Origin of the sequence: Salinisphaera sp. C84B14, assembly GCF_040361435.1 — a bacterium.
In the GTDB taxonomy this organism is placed as follows: Bacteria; Pseudomonadota; Gammaproteobacteria; order Nevskiales; family Salinisphaeraceae; genus Salinisphaera.
Genome location: NZ_APNL01000004.1, coordinates 25496 through 52460, shown reverse-complemented (window position 1 = coordinate 52460; position 26965 = coordinate 25496). Strand labels below are relative to the sequence as shown.

Here is a 26965-nt window from a genome sequence, read left to right as displayed (position 1 = left end):
GACCGGTCATGCAGTCCGATCGTGACGGGCTGAGGCAAGACCGCCGGCCTTGAAGCGCGTCGACGTCGATACCGTGGACCCAATGGGCGGCTGTTGGATCCGTTGGCAAAAGCCGGCCGACGATGTCGGCGAGATCGTGCCTAGGCCGCTACCGGCCGGCACGACCGACACGCGCGAGCATCTCCGGTGCTTCAGCCGGCAGAGCGGTAGTTGGCAGGCCGGCCAAAGTTACGCTCTATCTCGACCTCGCCGGCGGCGTTTTCCACCCGCACGAGGCTTGGCCGCTGCCGGCTGGCGAGATCCATCGCTCGAGCGATGGCATTGTCACGGCAACGGTAACCTCGGCACGGCCGCGGTGTGCCCAGTTGCTCGACATACCAGTACGCGCTGTAGCGCACGACGCGATATACGTGCAATGCCATATTCGACGAATACGTTGCGATCCCGGACGCTGATCATAACGACATGCCGACCTCCGTACAACTACGTAGAGCCGTCGTTAATCGGGCGTTAAACTGCCCGGCCGTTATCTGCATACCGCTTTGAGCGGCGTGCAAGCTGACATCAATTGCCGCGCTGCAACACCAGCAACGGGTCGATACGCGTCGAAAACCAGGTCATGCCCCAGTGCAGATGCGGCCCGGTTGCACGCCCGGTTGCGCCAACCTCCCCGATGATCTCGCCTTGCTTCACTTGGTCGCCAACGGCGACATCCAGTTTGGACAGATGCAGGAAATTCGAGCCGACCCCGTAGCCGTGGTCGATGAGTACGGTGCCGCCGGTTAGGTACAGATCGGGCTCGGCCAATACCACCGTGCCGGAAGCCGGCGCTTTTACGGGTGTGCCGGTCGGCACCGCAATGTCCATGCCGGAGTGGGCCGAACCGGGAGTCCCGTTGTAAACCCGCTGATTACCGAAGCGCCCGCTGATACGCCCACGTACCGGCCACACAAAATGTTCGGCGAAACCAAGGCCATGGCTCGAGTCGGCACGAGCCGCCGCGACCTTCTTCTGTTCGCGGGCGATGCGACGCGCGATTTCCGGCGGGGGTGAGACGGTCTTGGGCGGTACGCCGTTAATACGCTCTATAGGCCAGTCGCGCGGGCGAATTTCGATCTCGACGACACGTTCGGCCTGCCCTGGCGGGGTGACGTGCAGGCGGGCCACGCCGGCGGCATCGCGCCCGATACCAAACACCGCGGTGCCATAGTCGGTGACATCGAGCGCACGACCTTCGTAGCTCACCCGGCTACCGCTGGGTACACGGGCGTAAACCAACTCGCCCTGCTGTACATGGGCCGGCGCGACGACTTCAGCCGCCGACAGCTGTTCGACCCACGCAAACGTAAGGCATAGCAGCCCGAGCAGCCAGAACACCAAGGCATGCACGGAGAGGGACTTCGCAGTCTTCGGTTTCATTGGTTGCGCACCTTGTAAACGAGCAAATCCAGACAGCCAACCCGTAGCCGCCGGGCCGCCCTCACCGGCTGGCGGGGTCCAGAACGTCCGGCAGTTATCGCTGCGGTGGTTCGGCGGATCGTGAGGTCGATGCCTTCGTGGCTGGACCAGCCGACTTCACAAGTACGGACTCGACAGGTTCCGGTCGGTGAAAATAATAGCCTTGAAAATGACTGACGTTCGCCCGCTTGAGCAACTCCAGGGCGGCCCGGGTTTCCACGCCTTCGGCAACGACATGCAGATCGAGCGTGGCCGACACATCCGCGATCGATCGCAGCACGGCGCGGTCGACCGGATCGTGCTCGAGATTGCGTACGAAGGCGCGATCGATCTTGATACCGTCCACCACAGCATTCTTGAGCACATCGAAGCCGGCATGCCCGCGGGCGAAGTCATCCAGCCAGACCTGAAAGCCTCGGGCTCGCAAATGCTCGATCAGACGCGGGTAGTGTTCGCCGAACAAGGCTTCGCTTTCAGTGATTTCGAAAACCAGCTCGCTGCCTTTCGCCTGCCACTGGTCCAGCATGGCGATCAGCTGCCGGTGAAAGAGCGGATCGGCCATGCTGATAGCGCTGATATTGATGCTGAGATAAAAGCCCTCGGGCCAGAGCCCCCGTTCCCGATAGTCGTCGATCAGTTCCAGCGCATGTTGCAGCACCCAGCGATCGATACGACCCATCATGCCCAGCCGGGTGGCTATGGGCAGGAATGTTTCCGGCCGGATGACGCCGTCGGGCTCGCATAGGCGCAACAATGCCTCGTAGCCGACAGGGTTGCCCTGAGCATCGACAATCGCCTGCAGATACAGCGTGAAATCGTCCTGATCCAGACCGCGCTGGAGCAGCTCGGCCGCGCCGCCAGTTTCCACCGACCGCTCGCCGTGATCCGCGCGCTCCTGATAGACCTCGTAGCGATTACGGCCCGCATTCTTGGCGGCATAGAGCGCCGTGTCGGCATGCAGCAGAACGGAATCGGTCGAGTCCAGGCCGGGGTCGAGTTCGGCCAGGCCGATACTGACGCCTACGTTGAACACGCGCGTGTCATGACGGAATTCATGGTTGCGGACTTTCTGAATGATCTTTGCGGCCACGATACGCGCGCCTTCGGCATCGCCGGCGTGGACGATCGCAGCGAACTCGTCCCCCCCGAGACGGGCGAGCACATCGCTATCACGCAGCAGCGAACGCATGGAGTCGGCGAGTTCGCGAAGCAGTTCGTCGCCTGCGGCATGGCCGCAGATATCGTTGACCGCCTTGAAATGATCCAGATCGAGATACATCACGAATGCATGCAGTGCGCCCTGCTGCACACGCAGCCAGGTTCGCATGAGCGCTTCATCGAAACCACGCCGGTTGGGCAGACCGGTCAACGCATCGTGGCTGGCCTGGTGGGCGAGTTCCTGTGTCGCCCGCCGTGCTTCACTGATGTCCTGGAACACGAACACCGCGCCCCGGATGGCGCCGGTATCGTCGTGGATCGGTGAGATCGAATCGACGATGGAAATAAACTGCCCGTCGCGGCGCCGCAGGCGGGTGAAGATCGGTACCCGCACCCGGGCGCCGTCCTTGAGCACCTTCGGCAGGGGATTGTCGAGCGCGACTTCGTCATCCGCGTCATAAAACTGAACCACGTCGCCAAAGTCGGCGCCGACGATCTGTTCGCGTGTACAGCCAAGCAATTCCGCGCTGGCGGAATTGAGTTCGGTGATGCAACCCGCCGCATCGATCCGAATCACCCCCTCGCCGATCGACTCGAAGGTGATATCGGCCAGTTCCTTGGCTTCGAACAATTCGTGCAGGGCCTGCTTGCGCTCCGAAATATCCTGGATATGGCAAATGAAATACAGCGGCTCGTCGGCGTCCCGCAGCAATGACACGTCCAGCTGTACATCAACGCTGTGGCCAAGCTTATGGAGATAGCGTTTTTCCATGCGGCCAACAAGCTTGCGGCCGGTAAGCAGGTCGTCAACGTAATCGAGATCGATTTCGAGATCGTCCGGATGGGTAATATCCTGGAACGTCAGCTTGAGCAATTCGAGCTCGTCGTAGCCTAGAATCTCGCAGAGGGCGCGGTTGACGGAAAGCCAGCGGCCTTCCGGCGATACCAGCGCGATGCCGGTGGGCGCATGCGCCAACGTCTGGGTTAGCCGGCGCTTGGCGCGGCGCAGTGCATCCTGCGCCTCGCGCTGGTGTGTCACGTCCGACACCGTACCGACGATACGCTGCCCCGATTCGGTCTGCGCTGCGCTGCCCTGTTCGCGCAGCCATATCGGTGCGCGATCCGGCAACAACAGCCGGTATTCGAAAAAGTATTCCGAAGAAGGATCGGCCAAGTGCGCCTCGATACGGACCTGGCGGGCATCGCGCTCGTCGGGATGTATCCACGCATACCACTTGTGGCAATCGATGGCCGATTCGCCTGTGTGACTCAGGCCAATCCGGCTGTTGAAGCGGCCGTAGAGTCGATAGACATTGTCTTCCATGTCGATATCGATCAAGCCAAGACCTGCATTCTCGCCGGCTGTACGCCAGCGCGTATTCTCGGCGAGAAGCAGACGCTCTCGCTCGGCACCGGCAACAAGCGCTACGTGTTGTTCGTGTACGTCAATGACCGCGCCGGCCAGCAAAGGCAGCTGCCCCTCGCGTAACTCGACCTGGCCGATGGCCTGAATATAGCGATGCGTGCCATCCGCGCGAACCAGCTGGACGATAAGGCTGTAGCCGGTCCCGGTCTCGCGCGCCGTGGCAAGCGCTTTGTTCAAGGCATCGCGCGAATCCGCGGAATAGAACGCCAGCGCAGAGTCGATCTGCGGGGTATAGGTCGCGGGGTCGACGCCATGCAGCGCATACACGCCGTCCGACCAGCGAATCTGCCCGGTCTGCAGGTCGTAGGACCATACCCCGACCCAGCCATGGCGCTCGAGAACTTCAAAGCCTTTCAGCTGCATCGCTCGATCTCCAAACGATTACAGCGATGGCACGACAACCTGGCGTTCTGGCGCGAAAAACATGGCATCCCGCAAATTATACAGCTCTCGAACGCGCCGGTTTGAGCGCGCACGCTCGCAGTTTCGACGGAACCGTGGCCGCGACGAACACGGTCACAAACTCAGGGACGTCCGTGCGGCAAGGCCACGGCACACAGCGACTCCGCGAATTCACTCAGCCTGATCGTGCAGCGTTCGATGTTCGAGTACTGGTTGAGCTCTGTTTCGATATAACCCATGGCCTCTCGCACCAGCGTGTCTGCTTCGAGGATTTCATACTGGGGTTCGAGCTCACGCGATTGCGGGCCGACCGTGAGCAGGCCCAGCGAATACATATGGGCAATAAAGTTCGGCACCTGCGCCCGTAGGAGCACGCCGGCTTCCTTGCCCACACTCGATGCATAGGACAGCACGCGCGTGCTGCCGATGCCCGGCAGCGAACCGGCATTCACATGCACCATCGGCCACGTGCTGCCATCGGCCATGAGAACCAGAATCCGGGCCTGCGAGGGATTGAGCTGGCGCAGCAGCCGGACATAGAAATCCTGTTCGATCGCCTGCTGGTCGGTACCGCGAGAGGCATCGAGCAGTTCCGCGAAGATCTGGGCCGGCAGCGTGTCGCTGTTCGGGCTCGAATTGCCGAGCGGGTCGGCCGGACGGATCCCGGCGCGATCGAGGCGTTCGCCCAGACTTTTGAGCGCACGGTATTCGGCACGGCGCAATGCGCGAATACCCAGCCCGGCCACCGGCCGACGGCCCAGCCACAGCGCGGTTCGGCGCAACAGCTCCAGCGGCAAGGCTGCGCTTTCTTCTGTCTCGAATTCCGGCGCAAACGCATCGTAGCGCTGCTGTTCATAGTCGTATTGATTCACACCGCCCTCCCAGGCACTCGCCACTTAGCCGCCGCCAAACAGCACCATGAACTGAAACACGCCCACGGCCAGCCCGAGCCCGGCGCCCACGGCAATCAGAATCCATTCGTCTTCTTCGAACGCGGGCCGGAGCATGCCCTCGAATTTTCGCGGCGACAGGTCGCGCATACGCTCGACCAGGGTTTGTTCGATGGCCATGGTGCGATTCGTGTAGCTGATGAATTCCTGCATGGTAGGCGACGCACTGCCCTGGGCATCGGGCGTGTACTGGATCAGCCGCTCGACCGCCGTCTGCTTGAGCCGAATATAGTTCACGTCGCCGACCGTCCAGCTCATGAAGGAGCCGACCGGGCCGGCACTTTCGTCCACGGCTTCACCCACGTGGTGGGCGATGATGGCAAAGATCCGATCCGAATACGGCCCCTTGAGTACCTGCTGCAGGATATTGGCCGGCGCCAGCACTTCGTTGGCCACCAGATCACCATAGGCACGCGCAACGTCGGCCTGACGCTTGAAGAACAATCCATGCAGTTCGAACGGGCCGACGCGATACTTTTTCTTGGGGTTGAAGATCATCTTGAGCGCGGCCCAGTTGGTGAACCAACCCACGATCATCCCGAACAGAGGCAGCAGCCACCACGGCTGAAAGAAAATCCAGACGACCATCTGCAGCGCGCCCAGCGGGAAGCCGAAATAGGCCCCCGAGCGGGCGATGAACTTGAACTCCTCCTTTCCGGTTTCCAGAAAGATGCGGTTCATCAGCTCCTTGTGGTGGACCAGATTAGTGACGACCATGTCCTTGAGATCGAACACCTGGTTCACGTCGCTGCGCAGGTCGCGCACCGTGTCGGCAATAGCCCCGGGCACGGCCGACTGGACCCGCGCAACGATGGTGGCGCGAACCGCGTCCGGCGTGCGCGCCCACACGCTCGGGTGATGCTCCTGCATGACTTCGTTGACCAGGTCCGCGGTCATTTCGTTGAGCGGACCCGTCAACTTCTCGGCCACTTCATCCGGGTCCAGCCGCGAAAAGATCTCTTCGCTGTCGATCAGGTTTTCAGTGATGGTATCGGTGGCGATCGCCGACATCTTGGCGGCCTTGCGCGGTACGATGCCCTGCCAGCCGAGAAAGGGCTTCCAGACACCCACGAACTCGATCGGATGAAACATCATCCAGATCGCGACCCGGTTGGTGATATAGCCGATTATCGCGCTGATAAACGGCATGGACGCATACTTCCAGAACGTTGCCGTTCCTAGAAACGCCAGGTCCATCATGCCGATCTCCTCGTATCCTGCACTGACGGGTATTTATTGTTGTAGTCGCGATTCAACGGCCGGTCACCGGCTCTAAAAAGATCGCGTTTTCAAATCAACATACAGTTATTAAACGGTGCTGTCGCCTGCTGCGGGCGATTTTTCCCATAATCGGCAGTCGCGGCCCGGGCAGCGGCCTCAGCAGAGCCCGTTACGCCGACGCCAAGCACATTCCCAACGCGACAACGCCGCCGGCCTTTAGCATGGCGAGCGCCCCGGGCGGCCCGCGTCCGGCGATCGACATGCACCCATACACAGCCCGCCGTGAACGCGGGCACCCGCGATAAAAAAAGGCCCCGCAGAGCGGGGCCTCGAGTCGCAGGTCGTGTTTCGTACCGGTTAGCGTAGAACGCCGGGAACGCGTACGTTCTCGACCAGTTCCCGCACTTCTGCCGGCGGCGGCGCGGTCGCCCGCGATACCAAAAACGCCACCACGAAGTTGATCAGCGCACCGATGGCACCGAACGACTCCGGCTGAATGCCGAACATCCAGTTCGCCGCGCTATCGGCAAACAGGTTGGTCCCCGGCACAAAGAATATCCCCTTGTACAGGAAGATATAGACGATGGTCACGGTCAGGCCGGCCAGCATGCCGGCAATGCCGCCTTCGCGGTTCATGCGCTTGGAAAACACGCCCATGAGCAGCGCCGGGAACAGCGAAGACGCAGCCAGGCCAAACGCCAAGGCGACCACCTCCGCAGCAAACCCCGGTGGATTGATGCCCAGATAACCGGCCACCAGAATCGCGCCGGACATGGCGATACGTCCGGCCATGAGCTCGCCCTTCTCGCTGATATCGGGCTTGAGCATGCTCTTGAGCAGATCATGGGAAATGGCCGATGAAATCGCCAGCAAAAGCCCCGCCGCGGTCGACAGGGCCGCTGCGACGCCGCCCGCGGCCACCAGGGCGATCACCCAGGCCGGCAGCTGCGCGATTTCCGGATTGGCCAGCACCATGATGTCGCGGTCGACGTTGACCATCTCGTTGCCCTGCCAGCCATAGCCTTCGGCCGTGGACGCGAACTCCGGATTCTTGTCGTTGTAGTACTGAATCCGGCCGTCGCCGTTCTTGTCCTCGAAGCCGAGCAGGCCCGTGCCTTCCCAGGTCTTGAACCATTGCGGGCGTTGTTCGTACTCGAGGTTCGAACTTTCCGTACCCACCGGCCCGGTTTGTACCGTCTCCATCAGATTCAAGCGCGCCATCGCGCCCACGGCCGGGGCGGTCGTGTAGAGAATCGCGATGAAGAACAGTGCCCAGCCCACCGACTTACGCGCGTCGCTGACCTTGCGCACGGTAAAGAAGCGAATGATCACGTGCGGCAGGCCCGCCGTGCCGATCATCAGCGACAGCGTGAGCATGAAGATATTGAGCGTCGAATGCTCCGGGTTCGTGAACTTGTCGAAGCCGAGCTCGGTAATCACCCCATCGAGTTTCTCCAGCAGATAAACCCCGCTGCCATCCGCCATGGTCGAACCCAGACCAATCTGCGGCAACGGCACGCCGGTGAGCTGGATCGAGATAAAGATCGCCGGCACGGTGAAGGCGAAAATCAGCACGATGTACTGGGCGATCTGGGTATAGGTAATGCCCTTCATGCCACCCAGCACCGCATAGACGAACACCACGCCCATGCCGATGAGCACGCCCGTTTCGAACTCCACTTCCAGAAAACGGCCGAACGCGACGCCCACACCTTTCATCTGGCCGATTACGTAGGTGATCGAGGCCACGATCAAACAGATGATCGCCACCGTACGGGCCACGTTCGAGTAATAACGCGCGCCGATGAAGGCCGGCACGGTAAAGCTGCCGAACTTGCGCAAGTACGGCGCCAGTAACAGGGCCAGCAACACGAAGCCGCCCGTCCAGCCCATCAGATACGGCGAGGCGTTATAGCCCAAAAACGCAATCAGCCCGGCCATGGAAATGAACGACGCCGCGCTCATCCAGTCGGCGGCGGTGGCCATGCCGTTGGCGACCGGCCCGACGCCGCCGCCGGCTACATAAAAATCCTCCGTGCTGCCGGCACGCGAGGCGATGGCGATAACGAAATACAGCAGAAAACTGCCGCCTACGGCGAGATATATCCAGGTTTGTGTATCCATGGCTGTGCTCTAATCCTTTTCTTCTACGCCGAATTCCCGATCGATCTTGTTCATGCGGAAGGCATAGAAGAAGATCAGGAACAAAAACACATAGATAGAGCCCTGCTGAGCGAAGAAATAGCCCAGCGGATAACCGCCGATATAGAAGTTATTGAGCACGTCCACGAGCAGAATGCCGCAGCCGTAAGACACCACGAACCACACGGCGAGCAGCTTGAGAACAAGCCTTATATTGGCCTGCCAGTAAGCAGCCGCCGAGTCGGATGGCCGATCGGACATATCCCCCTCCTTGTTATGAATTGTCCTTGGCAATCCTCGACCAGCGGGGTAAGACCGGCAATGATACTTTTGGCTATTCAACCATTTGGCTAGCTAACGCCGAAAAAGCCGCGAAGAAGTAAATGTATTGAGCATGCATAGGCACAGCTTCAACCCGATACCGTGAGCCAACCAGCCTGCATCGGCGCTTCGCGCTTACTAACCCGGCATAGAACTAAATGACTTCTAGGGTTGGCAGGCCGCGTATACGAACGCATCCATCTGAAAAACGACCGGCGAAAGTGCGCCGACGTCTTGCCGATGAGATGGGAAACATTTGAGAGATGCAGCTTTCCGACGTCGGATCAATAATCCAGCGACACGGCAACAGATGTGGCGCCCAATTCGGTCATTAATGAACTAAGCGCGACCATTCACGAATCACGGGCCGCCAATAGCCGCGCAAACACAGGAATGCAGTCAGTCAGCTTATCCAGAGGCCGAATGACGAAAATAGCGGCCTGACTTCAACCGTTCAGGCCGCACGGATATTTTTAGAAGCGGCAATTTGAACCAAGGGGCTCTGGGTCGAGGCGGCTATCAATCCGACCGGGGGGGGGTCACCTGAAAGCGTTTGTCGTTCGGTCATACCGCCGTCAGGATTGCCTCCTGACCTGGGTGTCCGTTACAGCCGGGGCGCCTCGCTCTGTCTCCAGATACTAAAACAGTCTCACACCTCGTAGATTCTCCGAACCCACAGCGGTAGATCGGGGTCGGCTGCATCGACCGCACCGTTTCGAAGTGTGAGCACCCAGCGCTGCGGCTGAAATGCTTTCGAGCTGTCGTAGATCAGGGCCACATCGCACAGGCGTGCGGCCTCTGCAATATAACGCTGATTTCGCTCATAGCGTTGTCGAATCTTCTCTTCGGGAACGTCGTGCCCGCCCAAGGCGACACGAATACGCACGCGCGCAACGCAGATATCCGCGCCGCTGCTATTCATGTCCGCCCGTACTCTAGCGCGCCTGCGGCGTCGATGGTCTGGCGTGAGCCAATCGCCGACAGTTGCGTACCGTACATTTGGCTATAGAGCACAGGGTCGCCGGAGACGTTGTCGCCGGTCCAAAGCAACACAAACTGACCATCCGAGCGGCCGCTGGCCGCGGCTTCTCGATGGTTGCAATTGGTCGAGCAGAGCGTCTGTAGCACCTCGGCATCGGCAGCCGGTTCGCCCAACGGATAAGCTTTGGCAAGGATGTTGGCGCCGCCAGCGCCAAGAAAAGTACTCGTATACAAAGTAACGATATTATTCGTTGCGTCGCTTACCACATCGATCGCGCCTTGCACGCCATCGCCAACCTCGTCGACAACCTGCGAATCCTCTATCGGTTGATCCGGCCCTGCCGGATTGGCTAAGGCCTGTACTACAGGCAGGCAAAGCCCCAAGCAAAATAAGCCGTATGCGACAAGGCGTCGCTCTTTATTACACAACATCCCGTTCCCCCATGACTCCCAAACCGTACGACGCGGCATAAATCAAAAGACAGCCACAAGCCCGTCTTTGCGATATTTCAGCCTACAGAGCACGCCATGCGGCGCAAGCCCATGCCCGTGACATATAGCGCAACCTATTGACAACCGACGGAATATGGAGCCCACAAAAAAGCCCGGCCGAAGCCGGGCTTTTTCGTAACGGGCGTGGCTGGCATCAGCCTTTAGCCCGCTTGGCCTTGAGCTCGCGGCGACGCGCGTGCAGGACCGGTTCGGTGTAGCCCGAAGGCTGTTCCAGACCCTTGAAAATCAGGTCGGAGGCCGCCTGGAAGGCCACGGAATCGTCGAAGTTCGGCGCCATGTTGTGGTAGTTGGCGTCGCCTTCGTTCTGGCGATCCACCACCGCGGCCATGCGCTCGAGGGTTTCGCGCACCTGCTGTTCGTTGGTCACGCCGTGGTGCAGCCAGTTGGCCACATGCTGCGAGGAGATACGACAGGTCGCGCGATCTTCCATGAGCTGGGTGTCGGTGATGTCCGGCACCTTGGAGCAGCCCACGCCCTGGTCGACCCACCGCACGACATAACCCAGGATGCCCTGGCAGTTGTTGTCGAGCTCTTTCTGGATCTCTTCATCAGAGAGCTGGCGGTCGAGCAGCGGAATCGTGAGCATGTCGTCGAGGTAGTCCTCGTTGCGCGATTCCAGTTCGGCCTGGCGTTCCAGCACGTCGCAGCGATGGTAATGAATCGCGTGCAGCGTGGCGGCGGTCGGCGACGGCACCCAGGCACAGTTGGCGCCGGCTTTCGGATGGCCGATCTTGGCTTCCATCATGTCGGCCATGTTGTCGGGCGCGGCCCACATGCCCTTGCCAATCTGTGCCTTGCCGCGCAGGCCGGCGGCCAGGCCGGTGTCGACGTTGTTGTCTTCGTAGGCCTTGAGCCAGGGCTGGGATTTCATCTCGCCCTTGGGCAGCATCGGGCCGGCTTCCATCGAGGTGTGCATCTCGTCGCCGGTGCGATCAAGGAAACCGGTATTGATGAAGATGGTGCGCTCGCGGGCCTGTTTGATGCAGGCCTTGAGGTTGAGGCTGGTACGACGCTCTTCGTCCATGATGCCGACCTTGAGCGTGTTCGGCGCCATGCCGATGCCCTTCTCGACGGCTTCGAAGAGCTCGACCGTGAAGTTGACTTCGGCCGGGCCGTGCATCTTGGGCTTGACGATATACACGCTGCCAGCACGGCTGTTGGTGTGGGGACCGTTGCGCTTGAGGTCGTGCAGGGCAATGGTGCCGGTGCACAGCGCGTCCAGAATGCCTTCCGGAATTTCGTTGCCGTCGCTGTCGAGCACCGCCGGCGTGGTCATCAGATGGCCGACGTTGCGCACCAGCATCAGGCTGCGACCGGGCAGCGTGAGCGTGGAGCCGTCGGGGGCGGTGTATTCGCGATCGTCGTTGAGCTTGCGGGTGATGGTCTTGCCACCCTTCTCAAGCGACTCCTGCAGGTCGCCCTTCATCAGGCCCAGCCAGTTGCCGTACACCAGCGCCTTGTCTTCGGCATCGACCGCGGCGACGGAGTCTTCACAGTCCTGGATGGCGGTGACGGCGGCTTCCATGAGCACGTCCTTCACGCCGGCTGCATGATCCTTGCCGACCGGATCGTTGGCATCGATCTGGATTTCGGAATGCAGGCCGTTGTTGGTCAGCAGCACGGCCTTGGGCGCAGACGCATCGCCCTGGTAGCCGGCGAACTGCTTGCTGTCCTTGAGCGTGGTGTGGCTGTCGCCCACGTCCACGGCCAGGGTGTCGTTATCGATACGGTAGGCAGTGGCATCGGCGTGCGAGCCGTCAGCCAGCGGGAAGGTATCGTCGAGGAACTTGGCCGCCCATTCGACCACCTTGGCGCCACGCTTGGGGTTGTAGCTGCTGCCCTTCTCGGCGCCGTTATCCTCGGGGATGATGTCCGCGCCGTAGAGGGCGTCATACAGGCTGCCCCAGCGGGCGTTCGCGGCGTTGAGCGAAAAACGCGCGTTGGTGATCGGCACCACCAGCTGCGGGCCTGGCACGGTGGCAATCTCGGGGTCGACGTTGTCGGTCGACACCTTGAAGTCGCCCACATCACCGACGATGTATTCGAGCTCTTCGAGCAGCTTGCGGTATTCGCCCTTGTCGAAGGCATCGCCGCGGTGCTCGCGGTGCCATTTGTCGAGCGTTTCCTGGATATCCTCGCGATGACGAAGCAGCTGCGCGTTGCGATCGCCGAACTCGGCCACCAGCGAAGCCAGCGTCTGCCAGAAGGTGTCGGAGTCGACGCCGGTGCCCGGCAGGGCTTTTTCAATCAAATCATGCAGGGGCTTGCCGATCTGCAGGCCCGCTTTTTCGATACGGTCGGTCATAAAACGCCTTTTCTTGTGCCAAACGCAGCCGTTCTGGCGAACGGTCACGAAAATTTGTCAGGCCGGCATCATAACAAAGCACTGCCGACATGGGTTTTACGGCGATCCGGCCCGCCGCTTGCCCGGCGCCCGGGTGCGCTGCTGCAGGCGGTACAGGAATTCGCCCATGATGCGGTCGTACAACGCATCCCCCAGCACGGCATCTTCAATGCCGGCGTCCAGGCTCGGGTTGTCGTTGACTTCGATCACCCGAATACCGTCGGCGGTCTGCTTGAGGTCGACCCCGTACAAACCGTCGCCGATGAGATTGGCCGCGCGCACCGCGGTGTCGATGACCTCGGCGGGCGCATCCTCGACCGCCAGCGTGGCCGAATCGCCCTCGCTGTAGTCGCCGCTGTCTTCGTGCTTGACGATCTGCCAGTGGCCGCCCGCCATCGCATACTGGCAGACATACAGCGGCTTGCCGGCGAGCACGCCCACCCGCCAGTCGAACTCGGTGGGCATGAATTCCTGGGCCAGCGCGAGTTCGGAATCGTCGAGCAGGCGCGCGGCGATAGCGTCGAGTTCGGCGCGATCGTTGGCCTTGAACACGCCTTTCGAAAACGCGCCTTCCGGGGCCTTGAGCACCATCGGAAAACCCAGCAGCTCGGGCAGGCGCTTGACCTCGCGTTCGCCAAAAATACAGGCGCGCGGCGCGGCCACCTTGTAACGGGTCAGCAGTTCGGCGAGATAGACCTTGTTGGTACAGCGCAGAATCGAGGTCGGATCGTCGATGACGACCAGGCCTTCGCGCTCGGCACGACGCGAAAAGGCATAGGTGTGATGGGCCAGCCGCGTGGTTTCACGAATGAACAGGGCATCGAACTCGGCCAGCCGGCCGAAATCGCGCCGGCCGATGATTTCCACCTCCAGGCCCAGACGCTTGCCGGCGGCCACGAACTTGTCCAGCGCGGCGACGTTCGACGGCGGCTGCGGGTCGTCTGCGTCCACGAGCATGGCTACGTCGAAGCGCGCGGCCCGACGCTTGCGTGCGCCGCGCCAACCCTTGGCGACGTGGGCCTGCAGGGCGCGATCGAGAAACGCTGCCTGTTCGGCGTCCAGTGACCGAATCGAGAGCGTGCGCAGCCCGTCCACCGCCACCTTGCCCTCGCGCCGGCGCAGCTCCACATGCAGCAGCGGCACGGCAAACTGCTCGAACAGCCGCCGCGCCAGAGATGCCAGCAACGGGTTTTCGCAGCGGCCGAGGTAGACGTTGAACGCCGCCGGCAGGCTGGCACGTTCGGCCTCGCTCAGCCGATCGAGATACTCGGCCAGCGCCGGGATTTCGCTGCCGTAGATGATCTTGCGCGACAGATCCTGCAGCGTGGCCACCGAGGCGAGCACGCGATGCCCGCGGGCCTCGGCCAGCAGCGAACAGTAATAGCCAAGGCTTTGATAGCGCGTACTGCGACACAGGTTGATGACGTGCAGATCCGCCTCGGCGAACGCCGGATCGGCCAGATAGTCATCGGCGAGCACCAGCCGTACCGAAGGCGCGGGCGCTTTCCAGTCCCGCAGAGATTCCACCACCACGATCGGTTCGGCCATAGACGCGTTTTACCCGCTAGTTGTTGAGCTGTTTTTCCAGGCGCACACCGTCTTCGTGCCCGCTGTTGCTGCCCGGATAATAATCGACAAGTCGTGCGATTTCGCGATATCCCGCATCGGCAAACAAGCCGCGCGAGGCGCCGTTGGAAAGCCGCGCCTCGGCCCGCATGAAGCCACATCCCCTTGCGACAGCCTGGGTCTGCGCGCGTTCCAGAAGCCGGCGTGCCATGCCCTGGCCACGAGCGGCCGGGCCGACCGCGATCGAATACAGCCGGGCCACGCGGCTGCCACGGCGATAGAGCACGATCACATCGGCCACCACGGCCTCGTCCACCACGGCGACCAGGAAATCGCCGTGGGCACGGGCGATGAGATGGCGCAGGCTGCGCCGGCTCTGCCCGTCCAGCACGAAACAGGCCTGTTCGAGCGCGTAAACGCCGGCCAGATCGCCAAGATCGGCGGCGCGAATGATAGGCGATGGGGTCACCGGCATGGGCCGAGTATACGCGCGCAAACGCCCGACGCGAGAGGCTATTTGGGCTGCAGCTGGGCCATGAGAAGCCGCGCCGTGGCCGTCGACGAGGCCGGATTCTGACCGGTGACCAGATTGCCCGCGACCACCACATGCGAAGCCCAGTCCTTGCCGCTCGAAAATTCAGCACCGCTGTCGCGGAGCATGTCTTCCACGCGAAACGGCACCACCTCGGCCAGGCCCACGGCCTGCTCTTCGCTATTGGTAAAGCCGGTGACCTTGAGGCCATGGACCAGCGGCCCGCCGTGCGCATTCCTTGTATGCCGAAGCACGCCCGGGGCATGGCAGACCAGCCCCAGCGGTGTGCCCGCGGCCTGATTACGCTCCAGCAGCGCGATCGAATCGCGGTCTTCGGCCAGATCCCAGAGCGGGCCGTGGCCGCCGGGGTAGAAGATCGCGTCGAAGCGCTCGCCGGTCACGTCTGCCAGTTTCTGCGTGGTCGCCAGCGCGTGCTGGGCCTCGGCATCTTTCTTGAAGCGCTCGGTGGCCGCGGTCTGGGCCTGGTCGGTGTCGCTGGCCGGGTCCAGCGGCGGCGCGCCCCCGGCCGGCGAGGCCAGCACCACCGCCGCGCCGGCATCGCGAAAGACATAGTAAGGCGCGGCGAATTCCTCCAGCCAGAAGCCGGTGGTCTTGCCTGTATCGCCGAGCGCAGCGTGCGAGGTGAGCACCATCAGCAGTTTCATGGCGCATCCTTTGTGGTGACGTCACACACGCACGATGCGGCCACCGGCCACGACAATCAATCGTGCCGGCGCAAGCCGTGCGACGGATGACCCGATTCGGCACCGCTTCTACCTTTCAGGCGGTGCATACCGGACACGAGGCCACGCGTGAGTATGTCCTGGACCGGCGTGTAGACGACCAGCGGCACCACCACCAGCGCGGTCACTACCCCGCCGATGATGGCATCGGTGAACCAGTGCGCACCGCTGACCAGCCGCGGCAACACGAAAAAGGTCGCGAACACCGCGGATACCAGGCCATAGCGGCGCCCCGCGAAGAACCACAGCAGGAAGGTGAACGTCGCCACCACGGTGGCATGATCGCCGGGAAAGCTCTGGGTCGAATGGTCCTTCGGGTTCAGCGGCGTGTGCTCGGAGAGCATCGTGAAGGGTTCCAGCACCAGCGAAGGGCTGTCGCGGGAGACATCCTTGAACAAAAACTCGCGGGTGATTGCGACCAGCACCAGCAACAGCACGCAGACCAGAATTGATCGGGCGATACGCACGTCTCGCGGCGCATTCTGGCCACGCATGACGTAGGCGATGAGCACCCCCAGCAGAATGAACGCCGCGATGTAATCGAATATCCGCAGGTTCGCGAACGCCCAGAACATCTGCTCGGTATAGCTGGTCTGCACCATCGAGTTGAGCCCGAGGGCGATATGCCGGTCGAGCCCGTCCCAGAGCATTCGGGTGGGCGCCCAGAGGTAGGACAACACCAGCAGCGCGGCGATACCGTAGCTGATCATCAGGCCGCGCAGATTCCAATAGGCTTCGTTCGTACTCGTCATTGCCGCTTTCCTCAAGGTGCCGCAACATCATCTAAACGAGATATTAACGATTTCTTAATACTGTGTATATAGCACCTAATTGATGCCGGTTCGCGGTAGTCGAATGCTCACGCTCAGCCCGCCTTCGTTACGGTTGGCCAACGTGATGTCGCCGCCATGGCCTTGCACTACCGAGCGCGCGATCGACAGCCCCAGGCCGGTACCGCCGGTATCGCGGCTGCGTGAACTTTCCAGGCGCACGAACGGGTCGAACACCCGTGCCATTTCGGCCTCGTCGATACCCGGACCGTCGTCCAGCACCTGGATCGTCACTGCCTGGCGATCGTCGAGCAGAACCAGCCGTGCCCGCTGGCCGTAGGCGAGCGCGTTGTCGATGACGTTACGCAGCGCACGCCGGATCGCGGCCGGACGACACACCAGCGCCAGGCGGGCGTCGGGCTCGAATAACACCTGTGCACCCGCAGCGCGATAGTCTTCGCACAGGGCATCCACCAGCGCCGATAAATCGACGGTGCGTGTGGCCTCCGTGGCGGCCTCTTCGCGCATGAAGGTCAGCGACGCCTCGCTCATGCGCGCCATATCTTCGAGGGTGGCCGCCATCGAGCGCGTGTTGTCGTCGTCCGGCAGAAATTCCAGGCGCAGCCGTAGCGCGGTGATCGGTGTGCGCAGGTCGTGGGCGATGGCGGCGACCATACGGGTACGGTCGGCCACGAACCGGGCCAGGCGCTCGCGCATGCGATTGAATGCCGCGACCGAGCGCCGGATATCCTCGGCGCCGTATTCAGGCAGCGGCGCCACCTCTTCGCCCCGGCCGAAGCGTTCCGCCGCCCCGGCCAGCTCGCGCAGGGGCGCAGTGATCCGGCGGCTGGTCAGCACCACGATGAGCACCATCAGAACCGCACTCACCGCCAGCGTCATCAACGAAGACCGTGCCCAGTGCCGGGTCGGGTCGAACACCATCTGGCGTGCGCGCAACCAGACGCCCTCGTCGATTTGTACGGCCATGCGCAGCGCATCGCCGGCACGCCGGTTCGGCCCGCGCGCCAGCCCGGGGCCGATCGCCACCCGCACCCGATCGGTTTCCATGCCCATGTTGCGGGCCATGTCCAGGGCGAAACGGTTAGCGGCGTCACTGCGCCCGGCAAATGCACGCCCCGGCGTGGCTGCCAAGCGATAACGCAGATCGCGGGTGGACAGCGCGGCGACCGCATCCGCGCGCTCGTCGTCGGCGACGAATTCCAGCGTGCGCATGGCGGCCGCCACGTTATCGGCCATGTTGCCCAGGATCACGCGCTCGAGAAACCGATCGCGCTCGTGCATGAAAATGAAGAAACTCACCAGCTGCGAGATCACCAGCGCCAGCAGCGTCAGCGCGACGATCCGCCCGGCCAGGCTGCGCGGCCACATGCGCATTCAGGCCGCCTTGCAGGCGGCGGCGAAGCGATAGCCCCCGCCCCAGACGGTAAGAATCAGGCGCGGATTGGCCGGGTCGAGCTCGACCTTGCGGCGCAGCCGGCTGACCTGATTGTCGATACTGCGATCGAACACCTGGGCGTCCTTGCCCTGCGTCAAATCCAGCAGCTGGTCGCGCGAGAGCACGTGATTGGGGTGGCGCACAAACGCCAGCAGCAGCCGGTATTCGCCGGTGGACAGGGCCACGGCCACGCCGTCTTCGTCGACCAGCTCCTGTTGCGCGGTATGGAAGGTCCAGCGATCGAAGCGTACGGCGCTGCGCTCGGGCTGGTTGCGCTGGGTCGGCAGCGCCGTGGCCCGCCGCAGCACCGCGCGAATGCGCGCGAGCAGCTCCCGCGGCGAGAACGGCTTGGTGACATAGTCGTCCGCGCCCATTTCCAGGCCGATGATGCGGTCCGTTTCGTCGGCCACGGCAGTCAGCAGCACGATGGGGATGTCGTGGGTTTCGCCCAGCCAGCGACACAGGCTCAGGCCGTCCTCGCCGGGCATCATGATATCCAGCACGACCAGATCGAAGGCCGATTCACGCACCAGCCGCCGCGCCGCGGCCGCATCGGCCGCCGCGGATATGCGAAAGCCGTGATCGCGCAGATAGCGGGTCAGCGAATCGCGAATATCGCGATGATCGTCGACAACGAGAATATGCGGCTGCGGCTCGGCCATGACGGGCTCGTGAACGAATGGCCGGGCCAATATAACCTGCCATCCGGGGGGGGTTTACGCGGCCGTTGTATCGAGCTCTGCCAGGGCCAGGGGCTCGACACACTTTGCGACAAATTCATCGCCTGCCGACAGATTTGCACGACATTTGTGCGCGTTAATGGCGTTCGAGACAGGGCCAGCACGGCCCGTATCGCCCCCAAAAGGAGACATCCATGAAACACCGTATTCTCATGACCGCCCTCACCGCCGGCCTGGTCGGCATCGCCAGCGCCCATGCCAAGCCCATGCACGATCCCGACAAGCTGTTCGACGCGCTCGATGCCGATGGCAACGGCAGTCTGAGCCAGCAGGAACTGTCGAACATGCGCCAAGCCATGGCCAAACTGCGCTTCGATGCTGCCGATACCAACGGCGATGGCCAGATCGACAAGGACGAGTTCATGGCCCAGGCCCAGCAGCGCGCCGAGCGCATGTTCGAGCGCATGGATGCCAACGGCGACGGCAGCCTGGACGCAAACGAAGCCCGCCCGCCGCAGCACGGCAAGCACGGCGGCGACAAGCCGAAGCACGCCGAAAACGGCGCCGATAAGCCGAAAAACCACGGCAAGCGCGACGATATGTTCAAGAAAATGGACAGCGACGGCGACGGCCTCGTGTCACGGGAAGAGTTCAAGCAGGCCATGCAGCGCCACCACGACCGTATGGCACAGGAACACGACAAGCGTTCGCCGTAACGTCCGCAACGACGGCCCGCTGCCCGCCCGGCGAGCCCGGGCCGTCTCGCCTGCCCGTCGGCGTTCGTGCCGGCGGGCTTTTCACAGCCGTTAGAATGAGTAGCCGATTCCCGTGATCCTGTCGTCGCCCATGCGTTTTGCCGCTCTTGCCTGCCTGTGCCTGGCGTTCGCCGGCTGTGCGACGACGCCGCTCGACGAACTGGCCGAACCGGCATTCGAGATGCCGGCCCGGTTTGGCGCCAGCGGCGAAGCAGCCACGGATAGCCGCTGGTGGACCGCCTTCCACGATCCGGGGCTGAATACGCTGGTCGAACGCGCGCTGGGCAACAACTTCAGCCTGGCCTCGACCTATGCCCGTGTCGAACAGGCCCGGGCCACGCTCGCCAGCGCCAATGCCGACCTGTTCCCGAGCGTGGATGCGAGCTTCGAACAAAGCGGCACGCGGCGGTCGAACAACGGCGCGAGCGTGAGCGGCAGCACTGCCGGCAACAACGGGATCGTGCTCGACCAGAGCGGCTCGAACTGGAGCGAAACGCGGACCCTGCAATTTTCGGCGGCCTATGAACTCGATCTGTGGGGGCGGCTGCGCAATGCGCGCAGCGCGGCCCTGTTCGATGCCCGCGCGACCGCGGCCGACTACCAGGCGGCTGCCATCACGCTCACCGCCGATCTGGCCAGCAACTGGTATCAGCTGCAGGAACTGCGTGCGCGTATCGCGCTGCTGGAAAGCCAGATTCAGACCAATCGCGACGTGCTCGACCTGACCACCTATGCCTTCAAGTACGGCCAGAGCCAGGCCGCCGACGTCCTACGCCAGCGCCAGGCCGTGGAGTCGGTACGCGGCCAGCTCGAGCAGGCCCAGGCCAGCGAAGCGGTACTCGAACACGCCCTGGCCACGCTGGTGGGCGTCGCGCCTAAAGACCTGGACATACCCGAAGGCGATCTCATCGAACTGCCCGCCCTGCCGGACACCGGCGTGCCCGCCGCCGCGCTCATGCGCCGGCCGGATGTGCGCCAGCAATTCTATTCGCTGGCCGCGGCTGATCGGCGGGTCGCGGTGGCCGTGGCCAATCGCTATCCACAGCTGTCGCTGTCGGCGAGCGTATCGGCGACCAACGATTCCGGCGATCTGTTTTCCAACTGGATTACCCAGCTGGCGGCCAATCTCACCCAGCCGATATTCGATGCCGGCTCGCGCGCGGCCGAGGTCGATCGCAGCCGGGCCGTGGTCGCCGAGGAAGTCGCCGATTACCAGCAGAGCATGCTCGAAGCGTTGCAGGAAACCGAGGATGCGCTGACCAACGAGTACCGCCAGAAGCGCTATCTGCAGCGCCTCGACGAACAGCTGCGCCTGTCGCGCGAGAGCGTGGCCAATCTGCGCCTGCGTTACCTGCGCGGCGCCACCGACTATCTCGACGTGCTCGATGCCCTGCTCACCCGCCAGAACCTGCAGGTGGACTATCTGGCCGCTCGTCGCCAGCTGATCGATTACCGTATCAACCTCTATCGCGCGCTCGCCGGCGATATCGACAGCCTGCCCGACGCGGGCATCGATAATCCCCGCATCCCGCTGGACGCCGCGCAAACCGAAGACCGCCCATGAACAGCGAACCACCCCGGCGCACGTTGCCGCGACTGCTATGGATTGCCCTGCCCGTTCTGGTGCTGGTGGCAGGCGTCGTCATCGCCTTCATCGTGCTCACCAGCACACCGAGCGCGCCCAAGGCCACGCCGCGCGAGCGCCAGGCCCGGCTGGTTACGGTCACACCGGCCGAAGCGGCGCCGACGACCCTGGATTTCTCGGCCAACGGCACCGTGCAGGCGGCCGATTCAACCACACTGCGTCCGCGGGTGTCGGGCCAGATCGTCGCGCTGACCGACAAGCTCGCGCCGGGCACACGCTTTAATAAATCCGAGGTACTGGCTCGTATCGACGAGGCCGATTACCAGCTCGCGCTCAATAGCGCGCGCACTGATCTGGCCAATGCAAAGGCCGCGCTGCGCGTGGAACAGGGCCAGCAGGCCGTGGCCAAGCGCGAGCTGGCCCTGGTGGGCAGCGACGTCAGCGCCGACGAGCGCGACCTGGCCCTGCGCGGGCCCCAGCTCGAACAGGCCCAGGCCGACGTCGAAGCCGCCCGTACGGCGGTCGAACAGGCCCAGCTCGATCTGGACCGTACCAAGGTGCGGGCGCCCTTCGACGGCATCGTCACCGAACGCAGCGCCTCGATCGGTGATGTGGTGACCACCAGCGACAGCATCGCCACCCTGGCCGCGACCGATACCTACTGGGTCGATGTATCGGTGCCGGTCGATCAGCTGCGCTTCATTCATGCCGCCGACGCCGAGCGTGCGGGTACCTCGGCGCAGATCTTTTATCCCGACGGCTGGGGCGCGGACGCCTTCCTGCCCGCCGAAGTGCTGCGTATCCAGCCGGCATTGGAAACCTCGGGGCGCATGGCGCGGGTGCTGCTGCAGGTGCCCGACCCGCTGGGCGACAACACGCCTGCCGACACGCGCCTTCTGATCGGCGCCTATGTACGGGCCGCGCTGGAAGCGCGGCTGCCGGCCGACAGCGTGCTCATCGACTCGGCCTTCGTACACGAGAACAACAACGTCTGGGTGATGAGCAACGACAACCGCCTGGATATCCGCAGCGTCGACATTCTCTATCGCGACGCCAATCAGACGGTTGTCTCGGCCGGGCTGGAACCGGGCGATGCCGTGATCACCAGCGAACTGACCGCGCCCATCCAGGGTATGCCCATCCGGGTCGACTCGAGTACGGCGACAACACCCGCCAACCCGGATGACGCAGGCGACCCGGGCGACGACGAAGCCGAAGCCGCGGCCATGACCGGCAAGCAGCGGCCGCAGGGACTGCGCCTGAGCGGCCCACCGGAGGAGATTACGTCCAGCCCGGCTAGCGCGCGGGCCGACACACGTCAAGTGGCCGCGGCAACGACGGAGCCGAACTCGTGAGCGAGAGTCCGCGCCGCGGCCCGATGGCCTGGATGGTCGCCAATCGGGTCACGCCGAATCTGCTGATGCTCGTACTGCTGGCCGGCGGCCTGCTGATGACCACGCTCATCAAGCAGGAGGTCTTCCCCGAATTCAGCCTCGACATGGTCACGGTATCGGTGTCTTATCCGGGCGCCACCCCCGAGCAGGTCGAACAGAATATCGTGCTCGCCATCGAAGAAAAGGTGCGCGACGTCTCCGGCATCGACGAAATGACCGCCACGGCGGCCGAAGGCGGTGCCACGGTTCAACTGGAACTGTCCGAATCGGCCGACGGCCAGGCCGTGTTCCAGGACGTGCAACAGGCGATCAGCCAGGTCACCACCTTCCCCGACGATGCCGAAAAACCGGTGATCTCGCTGTCGGACCACCAGCGCGACGTGCTCGATGTTCAGCTCTACGGCGATGTCAGCGAAAACGCGCTGCGTTCCTATGCCGAAGAAGTACGCGACCGTTTGCTGCAATCGCCGGACATCACCCAGGTAGAGCTCGAAGGCGCGCGTGATTACGTGATCCGTGTCGCCATTTCCCAGGAGCGCCTGCGCAGTTTCGGGCTCACGCTGGGAGACGTCGCCGATACCGTGGCCGCCTCGGCGGTGGACGTGGCCGGTGGCAGTGCCGATACCGCCTCGGGCGAGGTTCTACTGCGGCTCAAGGGCCGACGTGATTCCGCCAGCGAATTCGAACGCATCCCGCTGCTGACCACGCCCGAAGGCACGGTGGTACGGCTGGGCGATGTGGCCACCGTGAACAACGGCTTCGAAGACAGCAAGACCGAAGCCACCTACGACGGCGCCCGCTCGATCGGGATCGCGGTCTATCGCGTGGCCAAGCAGACGCCCATTTCGGTCTCGCAGGCCACGCGCAAGGTGATGGCCGAGCTGGAAACCGACCTGCCGCCCTCGCTGCACTACGCCATCAACGGCGACAGCTCCGAAATCTATCAGCAGCGCCTCGAACTGCTGCTCAAGAACGCATTCATGGGCCTGGTGCTGGTACTGGGCGTGCTCAGCCTGTTTCTGGAGATCCGTCTGGCGTTCTGGGTGACCATGGGCATTCCCACCGCCTTTCTCGGCGCGTTCTTGTTCCTGCCTTTGATGGGCGTGACCATCAACATGATCTCGATGTTCGCCTTCATCATCGCGCTCGGCATCGTGGTGGACGATGCCATCGTGGCCGGCGAGAACATCTACGAACATCGCGAACGCGGGGCCAGCGTCATGCAGGCTGCGATCGCCGGCGCGCGCGATGTGGCCATGCCGATTTCGTTCTCGATTCTCACCAACGTGGTGGCGTTTCTGCCGCTGCTGCTGGTGCCCGGCTTTCTCGGCAAGCTCTTCGGCGTGATTCCGCTGGTGGTAATTACCGTCTTCCTCGTCTCCTGGGTCGAGGCACTGTTCATCATGCCCGCGCATCTGGCCCACGAACGCAAGGGCCGGCGCAATCGCCTGTCGGCCGCCATCCATACCCGCCAGCAGGCGTTCTCGCGCGGCTTTTCGCGTTTCGTGAGCGATTACTATGCGCCGCTGGCCTCACGGCTCGTTGTGCATCGCTACGTCACGTCGGCACTCGGTGTCGCCGTGCTGCTGATCGTGCTGGCCTGGGCGTTTTCGGGCCGCATGGGCTTCGCGCTCATGCCCAAGGTGGAATCCGATCGCGCCCAGGCCACGCTGACCCTGCCCTATGGCAGCCCCATGGATCGCGTACAGGCCACCCGCGACCGCCTCGAAGCGGCGGCAGAACAGGTGATCGCCGACAACGGGGGCGGCGACCTGGCCACCGGCGTGTTCGCCACCATCAAGGAAAACGTGGTGGAAATGCGCGTTTACCTGCAACCAGCGGACATACGCCCGATCAGCACCTCGGCCTTCACTACCGCCTGGCGCGAACAGCTCGGCGATATCGCCGGCCTGCAGTCGGCCCAGTTCCAGTCCGATGCCGGTGGGCCCGGCGCCGGCAAGGCCATTACCGTGGAACTGTCGCATCGCGACACCGATACGCTGGATCGCGCGGCCGAAGCGCTGGCCACACGGCTGGGCGAATTCGCCGGTACCCACGATATCGACAGCGGCGTGGCCGAGGGCAAGAATCAGATCAGCTTCACCCTCAACGATGCCGGCCGCTCCCTGGGCCTGACCAACGCCAGCGTGGGCGCCCAGGTACGCGCTGCCTTCTATGGCGCCGAGGCACTACGCCAGCTCCAGGGGCGTAACGAAGTCAAGATCATGGTGACCCTGCCCGAGTCCGAGCGCGACAGCGCAGCCTCGATTCGCAATCTGTTGATCCGCACGCCCGACAATACCTACGTGCCGCTGGCCCAGATCGCCGATATCGACTACGACCGCGCCTTCACCCAGATCACCCGCCGCGACGGCCGGCGCAGTATCGAAGTCACCGCCAACGTCACCCCCTTCGATGCCACCAGCCGTATCACCCAGACCCTCAACGCCGAAACCCTGCCGCAGCTCGCCCAGGACTATCCGGGTCTGAGCTACGGCTATTCCGGCCGCCAGCAAGACACGGCCGACTCGGTGCATGCGCTGTTCGTGGGCTTCGTCTTCTCGATGGCCGGCATCTACATGCTGCTGGCGATCCCCTTTGCGAGCTATCTGCAGCCCATCATCGTGATGATCGCCATTCCGTTCGCGGTGGTGGGGGCCATTCTCGGCCACGAAATCATGGGCTATTCGCTATCGGTGGTCAGCCTCATGGGCGTGCTGGCGCTGGCCGGCGTGGTGGTCAACGATTCGCTGGTGCTCATCCACTATGCCAATACGCTACGCAACAGCGGAGAAAGTCCGGCCAACGCCGTGCGTCTGGCCGCGGTTCGCCGCTTTCGCCCGATCTTGTTGACCACGCTGACCACCTTCGGTGGTCTGGCGCCGATGATCTTCGAAACGTCCCTGCAGGCACGCTTCATGATTCCGATGGCGATCTCGCTGGGCTTCGGCATTCTGTTCGCGACCGCCATCACCCTGGTACTGGTGCCCTGCTTTTACGTGATCGTGGAAGACCTGCGCGGCCTGCTGTCGCGGCGCGAACCCGAAGCAGGCGCCTGAGCCGGCATGAAAAGACCGTTTCGGGGTGTTGATAGCGCGGGCAAACGGCCCGCGTGGCGTTCGGCAATAGCGCCGCGCATCCGCTTTTCCCACGCCGATACGATGCGCTTCTGCGCGCGGTGGCGATGAGGGTTATCCTGAGGCGCTGAGCCCGCCCGATACCACCGCCGATGAAGCCCCGCAAGACGCCCCTGACTGCCCTCGCGATCGTGCTTTACGGCATGCTTACCGCCTGTGCGAGCGCGCCGCTGCCGGCGCCGGTTGACGACGCTTCCACGAGGGCGGTCGCGGTACCCGCCGGCGACGGACTGCTTCTCGAGCGCCTGCGGGCGAGCCTGCGCGAGCGCGGCTGGGCGCTGATGTCATACGATGCGTCCGCGCTCGATCGCAACCGTGCCTACGACAGCCTGGCCCGGCAGGCCCGATACCGGCTCACACTCTCCGAGGATCGCATCGGCAACTGTCGTGGCGGTATGCCCAGCTTCCTATACAACGCGACGATGATAGAAAACCGCGGCGGCGCCGTGGTGTTCGCCCTCACCGGCGCGCACTGCCTGGACGAGGTGATCTCCCGCTTTGCCACCGGGCTGGATCGAAACGGGTTGATCGCGCCGACGGTGGGCGCCGGCGGCTGAGCCGGGCGTTCAATCCAGCGGCGGTTCGGCCTTGAGGCTGGCCGCCAGGCCGTCGCGAAAATCCGCGAAGGCGAGCACGTAGCCGGTATCGTCGAGCAGGCGCTGGTTGCTCAAGCGCCGGGATTCGCGCAGAAACGACAGCCGCATGGCCGAAAAGCGCTGCTCGGCCTCGGCCCAGGAAATACGCGGCGGCGAGGCCACACCCAGCATCTCGGCCAGAGTGTCGTAGTAGATGCCAAGCCCGGTCGGATGGCCATCGCTGGCGTTGTAGAGATTGTGGTCGAGCACGCGGGTGCCGGCCAGCCAGGCGATAGCGGCCAGATCGTCGATATGGATACGGTTGCTCCAGCCACCCTCTTCATCGTTGAGAATGGGCGTGGCCTCGCGTACCCGTGCCACCGGCAGGCGGTTCGGCCCGTAGATGCCGGGGGCCCGCAGCACGCGCGCCTGCGGCGAGAAGTCGAGCATCTGACGCTCGGCGTCAACGCGCCGCTTGGCCCGTTCGCTTTCGGCGTTCACCGGCCGGGTTTCGTCCACCCAGGCATCGCCGCAATCGCCGTAGACGCCGCTGGTGCTGATATAAACGGTATAGGCCGGCGAAGCGTGAAGGGCAGCCAGCACACGCGCCATGCGCGTATCGGTTTCGCCCTCGCGCTGGGGCGGGGCGAAATAGAACAGCCGATCACAGGCCGGAAGCTCCAGCTGCTCGGTGTCGAGATCCAGGGTCAGCGCATGTGCGCCCACGGCGCGCACCTTCGCGGCGCTGGCCGGGCTGCGCACCACGCCGGTCACGATATCGCCTGCAGCGACCGCGCGTGCGGCGACACGAACACCCGTGTCGCCGCAGCCGATGATCAGACTATGCGAAGCCAAA

The 26965-nt window shown here is 63.4% G+C and carries 22 protein-coding genes; 5 read left to right on the top strand and 17 right to left on the bottom strand.

Annotation, left to right across the window (positions count from 1 at the left end; translation table 11 throughout):
* Positions 1–191 precede the first annotated feature (191 nt).
* The 16 genes from C84B14_RS04330 to C84B14_RS04255 all read right to left on the bottom strand — a co-directional run bounded on the left by C84B14_RS04330 (position 192) and on the right by C84B14_RS04255 (position 18645).
* Positions 192–422 (bottom strand): DUF2188 domain-containing protein, encoded by a 231-nt coding sequence (locus C84B14_RS04330; RefSeq protein WP_353222135.1) that lies wholly within the window; start codon positions 420–422, stop codon positions 192–194.
* Between the two features lie 142 nt (positions 423–564).
* Positions 565–1419, bottom strand: a complete 855-nt coding sequence (locus C84B14_RS04325; RefSeq protein ID WP_353222133.1) for a M23 family metallopeptidase — start codon at positions 1417–1419, stop codon at positions 565–567.
* Between the two features lie 94 nt (positions 1420–1513).
* Positions 1514–4405, bottom strand: coding sequence for a PAS domain-containing protein (locus tag C84B14_RS04320; RefSeq protein ID WP_353222131.1), 2892 nt, complete (start codon positions 4403–4405; stop codon positions 1514–1516).
* A 161-nt stretch (positions 4406–4566) separates the two neighbouring features.
* A complete protein-coding gene (locus C84B14_RS04315; RefSeq protein WP_348767472.1) occupies positions 4567–5316 on the bottom strand; it encodes an Abi-alpha family protein in 750 nt (249 codons plus the stop codon).
* 24 nt (positions 5317–5340) lie between these two features.
* Positions 5341–6594, bottom strand: a complete 1254-nt coding sequence (locus C84B14_RS04310; protein ID WP_353222129.1) for a DUF445 domain-containing protein — start codon at positions 6592–6594, stop codon at positions 5341–5343.
* Between the two features lie 378 nt (positions 6595–6972).
* Positions 6973–8739 (bottom strand): sodium:solute symporter family protein, encoded by a 1767-nt coding sequence (locus C84B14_RS04305; protein ID WP_353222127.1) that lies wholly within the window; start codon positions 8737–8739, stop codon positions 6973–6975.
* 9 nt (positions 8740–8748) lie between these two features.
* Positions 8749–9018 (bottom strand): DUF4212 domain-containing protein, encoded by a 270-nt coding sequence (locus tag C84B14_RS04300; RefSeq protein WP_348767469.1) that lies wholly within the window; start codon positions 9016–9018, stop codon positions 8749–8751.
* Between the two features lie 709 nt (positions 9019–9727).
* On the bottom strand, positions 9728–10000 hold the full coding sequence (locus C84B14_RS04295; RefSeq protein WP_353222125.1) for a hypothetical protein: 273 nt from the start codon (positions 9998–10000) through the stop codon (positions 9728–9730).
* Positions 9997–10491, bottom strand: a complete 495-nt coding sequence (locus tag C84B14_RS04290; protein WP_353222123.1) for a hypothetical protein — start codon at positions 10489–10491, stop codon at positions 9997–9999. The genes C84B14_RS04295 and C84B14_RS04290 overlap by 4 nt, the downstream gene beginning before the upstream one ends.
* A gap of 214 nt (positions 10492–10705) precedes the next feature.
* Positions 10706–12877 (bottom strand): malate synthase G, encoded by a 2172-nt coding sequence (locus tag C84B14_RS04285; RefSeq protein ID WP_353222121.1) that lies wholly within the window; start codon positions 12875–12877, stop codon positions 10706–10708.
* Positions 12878–12973: 96 nt separating this feature from the next.
* On the bottom strand, positions 12974–14464 hold the full coding sequence (locus C84B14_RS04280) for a RimK family ATP-grasp domain-containing protein (protein WP_353222119.1): 1491 nt from the start codon (positions 14462–14464) through the stop codon (positions 12974–12976).
* Between the two features lie 16 nt (positions 14465–14480).
* Positions 14481–14957, bottom strand: coding sequence for a GNAT family N-acetyltransferase (locus C84B14_RS04275; protein WP_353222117.1), 477 nt, complete (start codon positions 14955–14957; stop codon positions 14481–14483).
* A gap of 38 nt (positions 14958–14995) precedes the next feature.
* A complete protein-coding gene (locus C84B14_RS04270; RefSeq protein WP_353222115.1) occupies positions 14996–15679 on the bottom strand; it encodes a type 1 glutamine amidotransferase domain-containing protein in 684 nt (227 codons plus the stop codon).
* Positions 15680–15735: 56 nt separating this feature from the next.
* The gene (locus C84B14_RS04265; protein WP_353222113.1) at positions 15736–16509 is read right to left on the bottom strand and encodes a phosphatase PAP2 family protein; all 774 of its coding nucleotides are present in this window, start codon (positions 16507–16509) and stop codon (positions 15736–15738) included.
* 75 nt (positions 16510–16584) lie between these two features.
* Positions 16585–17922, bottom strand: a complete 1338-nt coding sequence (locus C84B14_RS04260) for an ATP-binding protein (RefSeq protein WP_353222111.1) — start codon at positions 17920–17922, stop codon at positions 16585–16587.
* Positions 17923–18645, bottom strand: coding sequence for a response regulator (locus C84B14_RS04255; RefSeq protein ID WP_353222109.1), 723 nt, complete (start codon positions 18643–18645; stop codon positions 17923–17925).
* Between the two features lie 212 nt (positions 18646–18857).
* Between C84B14_RS04255 and C84B14_RS04250 the strand changes: the two genes are divergently transcribed.
* The 5 genes from C84B14_RS04250 to C84B14_RS04230 all read left to right on the top strand — a co-directional run bounded on the left by C84B14_RS04250 (position 18858) and on the right by C84B14_RS04230 (position 26091).
* A complete protein-coding gene (locus C84B14_RS04250) occupies positions 18858–19379 on the top strand; it encodes an EF-hand domain-containing protein (RefSeq protein WP_353222107.1) in 522 nt (173 codons plus the stop codon).
* A 112-nt stretch (positions 19380–19491) separates the two neighbouring features.
* Positions 19492–20982 (top strand): efflux transporter outer membrane subunit, encoded by a 1491-nt coding sequence (locus tag C84B14_RS04245; protein ID WP_353222105.1) that lies wholly within the window; start codon positions 19492–19494, stop codon positions 20980–20982.
* Positions 20979–22358, top strand: a complete 1380-nt coding sequence (locus C84B14_RS04240) for an efflux RND transporter periplasmic adaptor subunit (RefSeq protein WP_353222103.1) — start codon at positions 20979–20981, stop codon at positions 22356–22358. The genes C84B14_RS04245 and C84B14_RS04240 overlap by 4 nt, the downstream gene beginning before the upstream one ends.
* Positions 22355–25456, top strand: a complete 3102-nt coding sequence (locus tag C84B14_RS04235; protein ID WP_353222101.1) for an efflux RND transporter permease subunit — start codon at positions 22355–22357, stop codon at positions 25454–25456. The genes C84B14_RS04240 and C84B14_RS04235 overlap by 4 nt, the downstream gene beginning before the upstream one ends.
* Positions 25457–25626: 170 nt before the next feature.
* Positions 25627–26091: a hypothetical protein gene (locus C84B14_RS04230; RefSeq protein ID WP_353222100.1), complete on the top strand. Its 465-nt coding sequence runs from the start codon at positions 25627–25629 to the stop codon at positions 26089–26091.
* 9 nt (positions 26092–26100) lie between these two features.
* Here C84B14_RS04230 and C84B14_RS04225 read toward each other — a convergent pair whose 3' ends face one another.
* Positions 26101–26964, bottom strand: a complete 864-nt coding sequence (locus tag C84B14_RS04225; RefSeq protein WP_353222098.1) for an SDR family oxidoreductase — start codon at positions 26962–26964, stop codon at positions 26101–26103.
* Between the last annotated feature and the right edge of the window lies 1 nt (position 26965).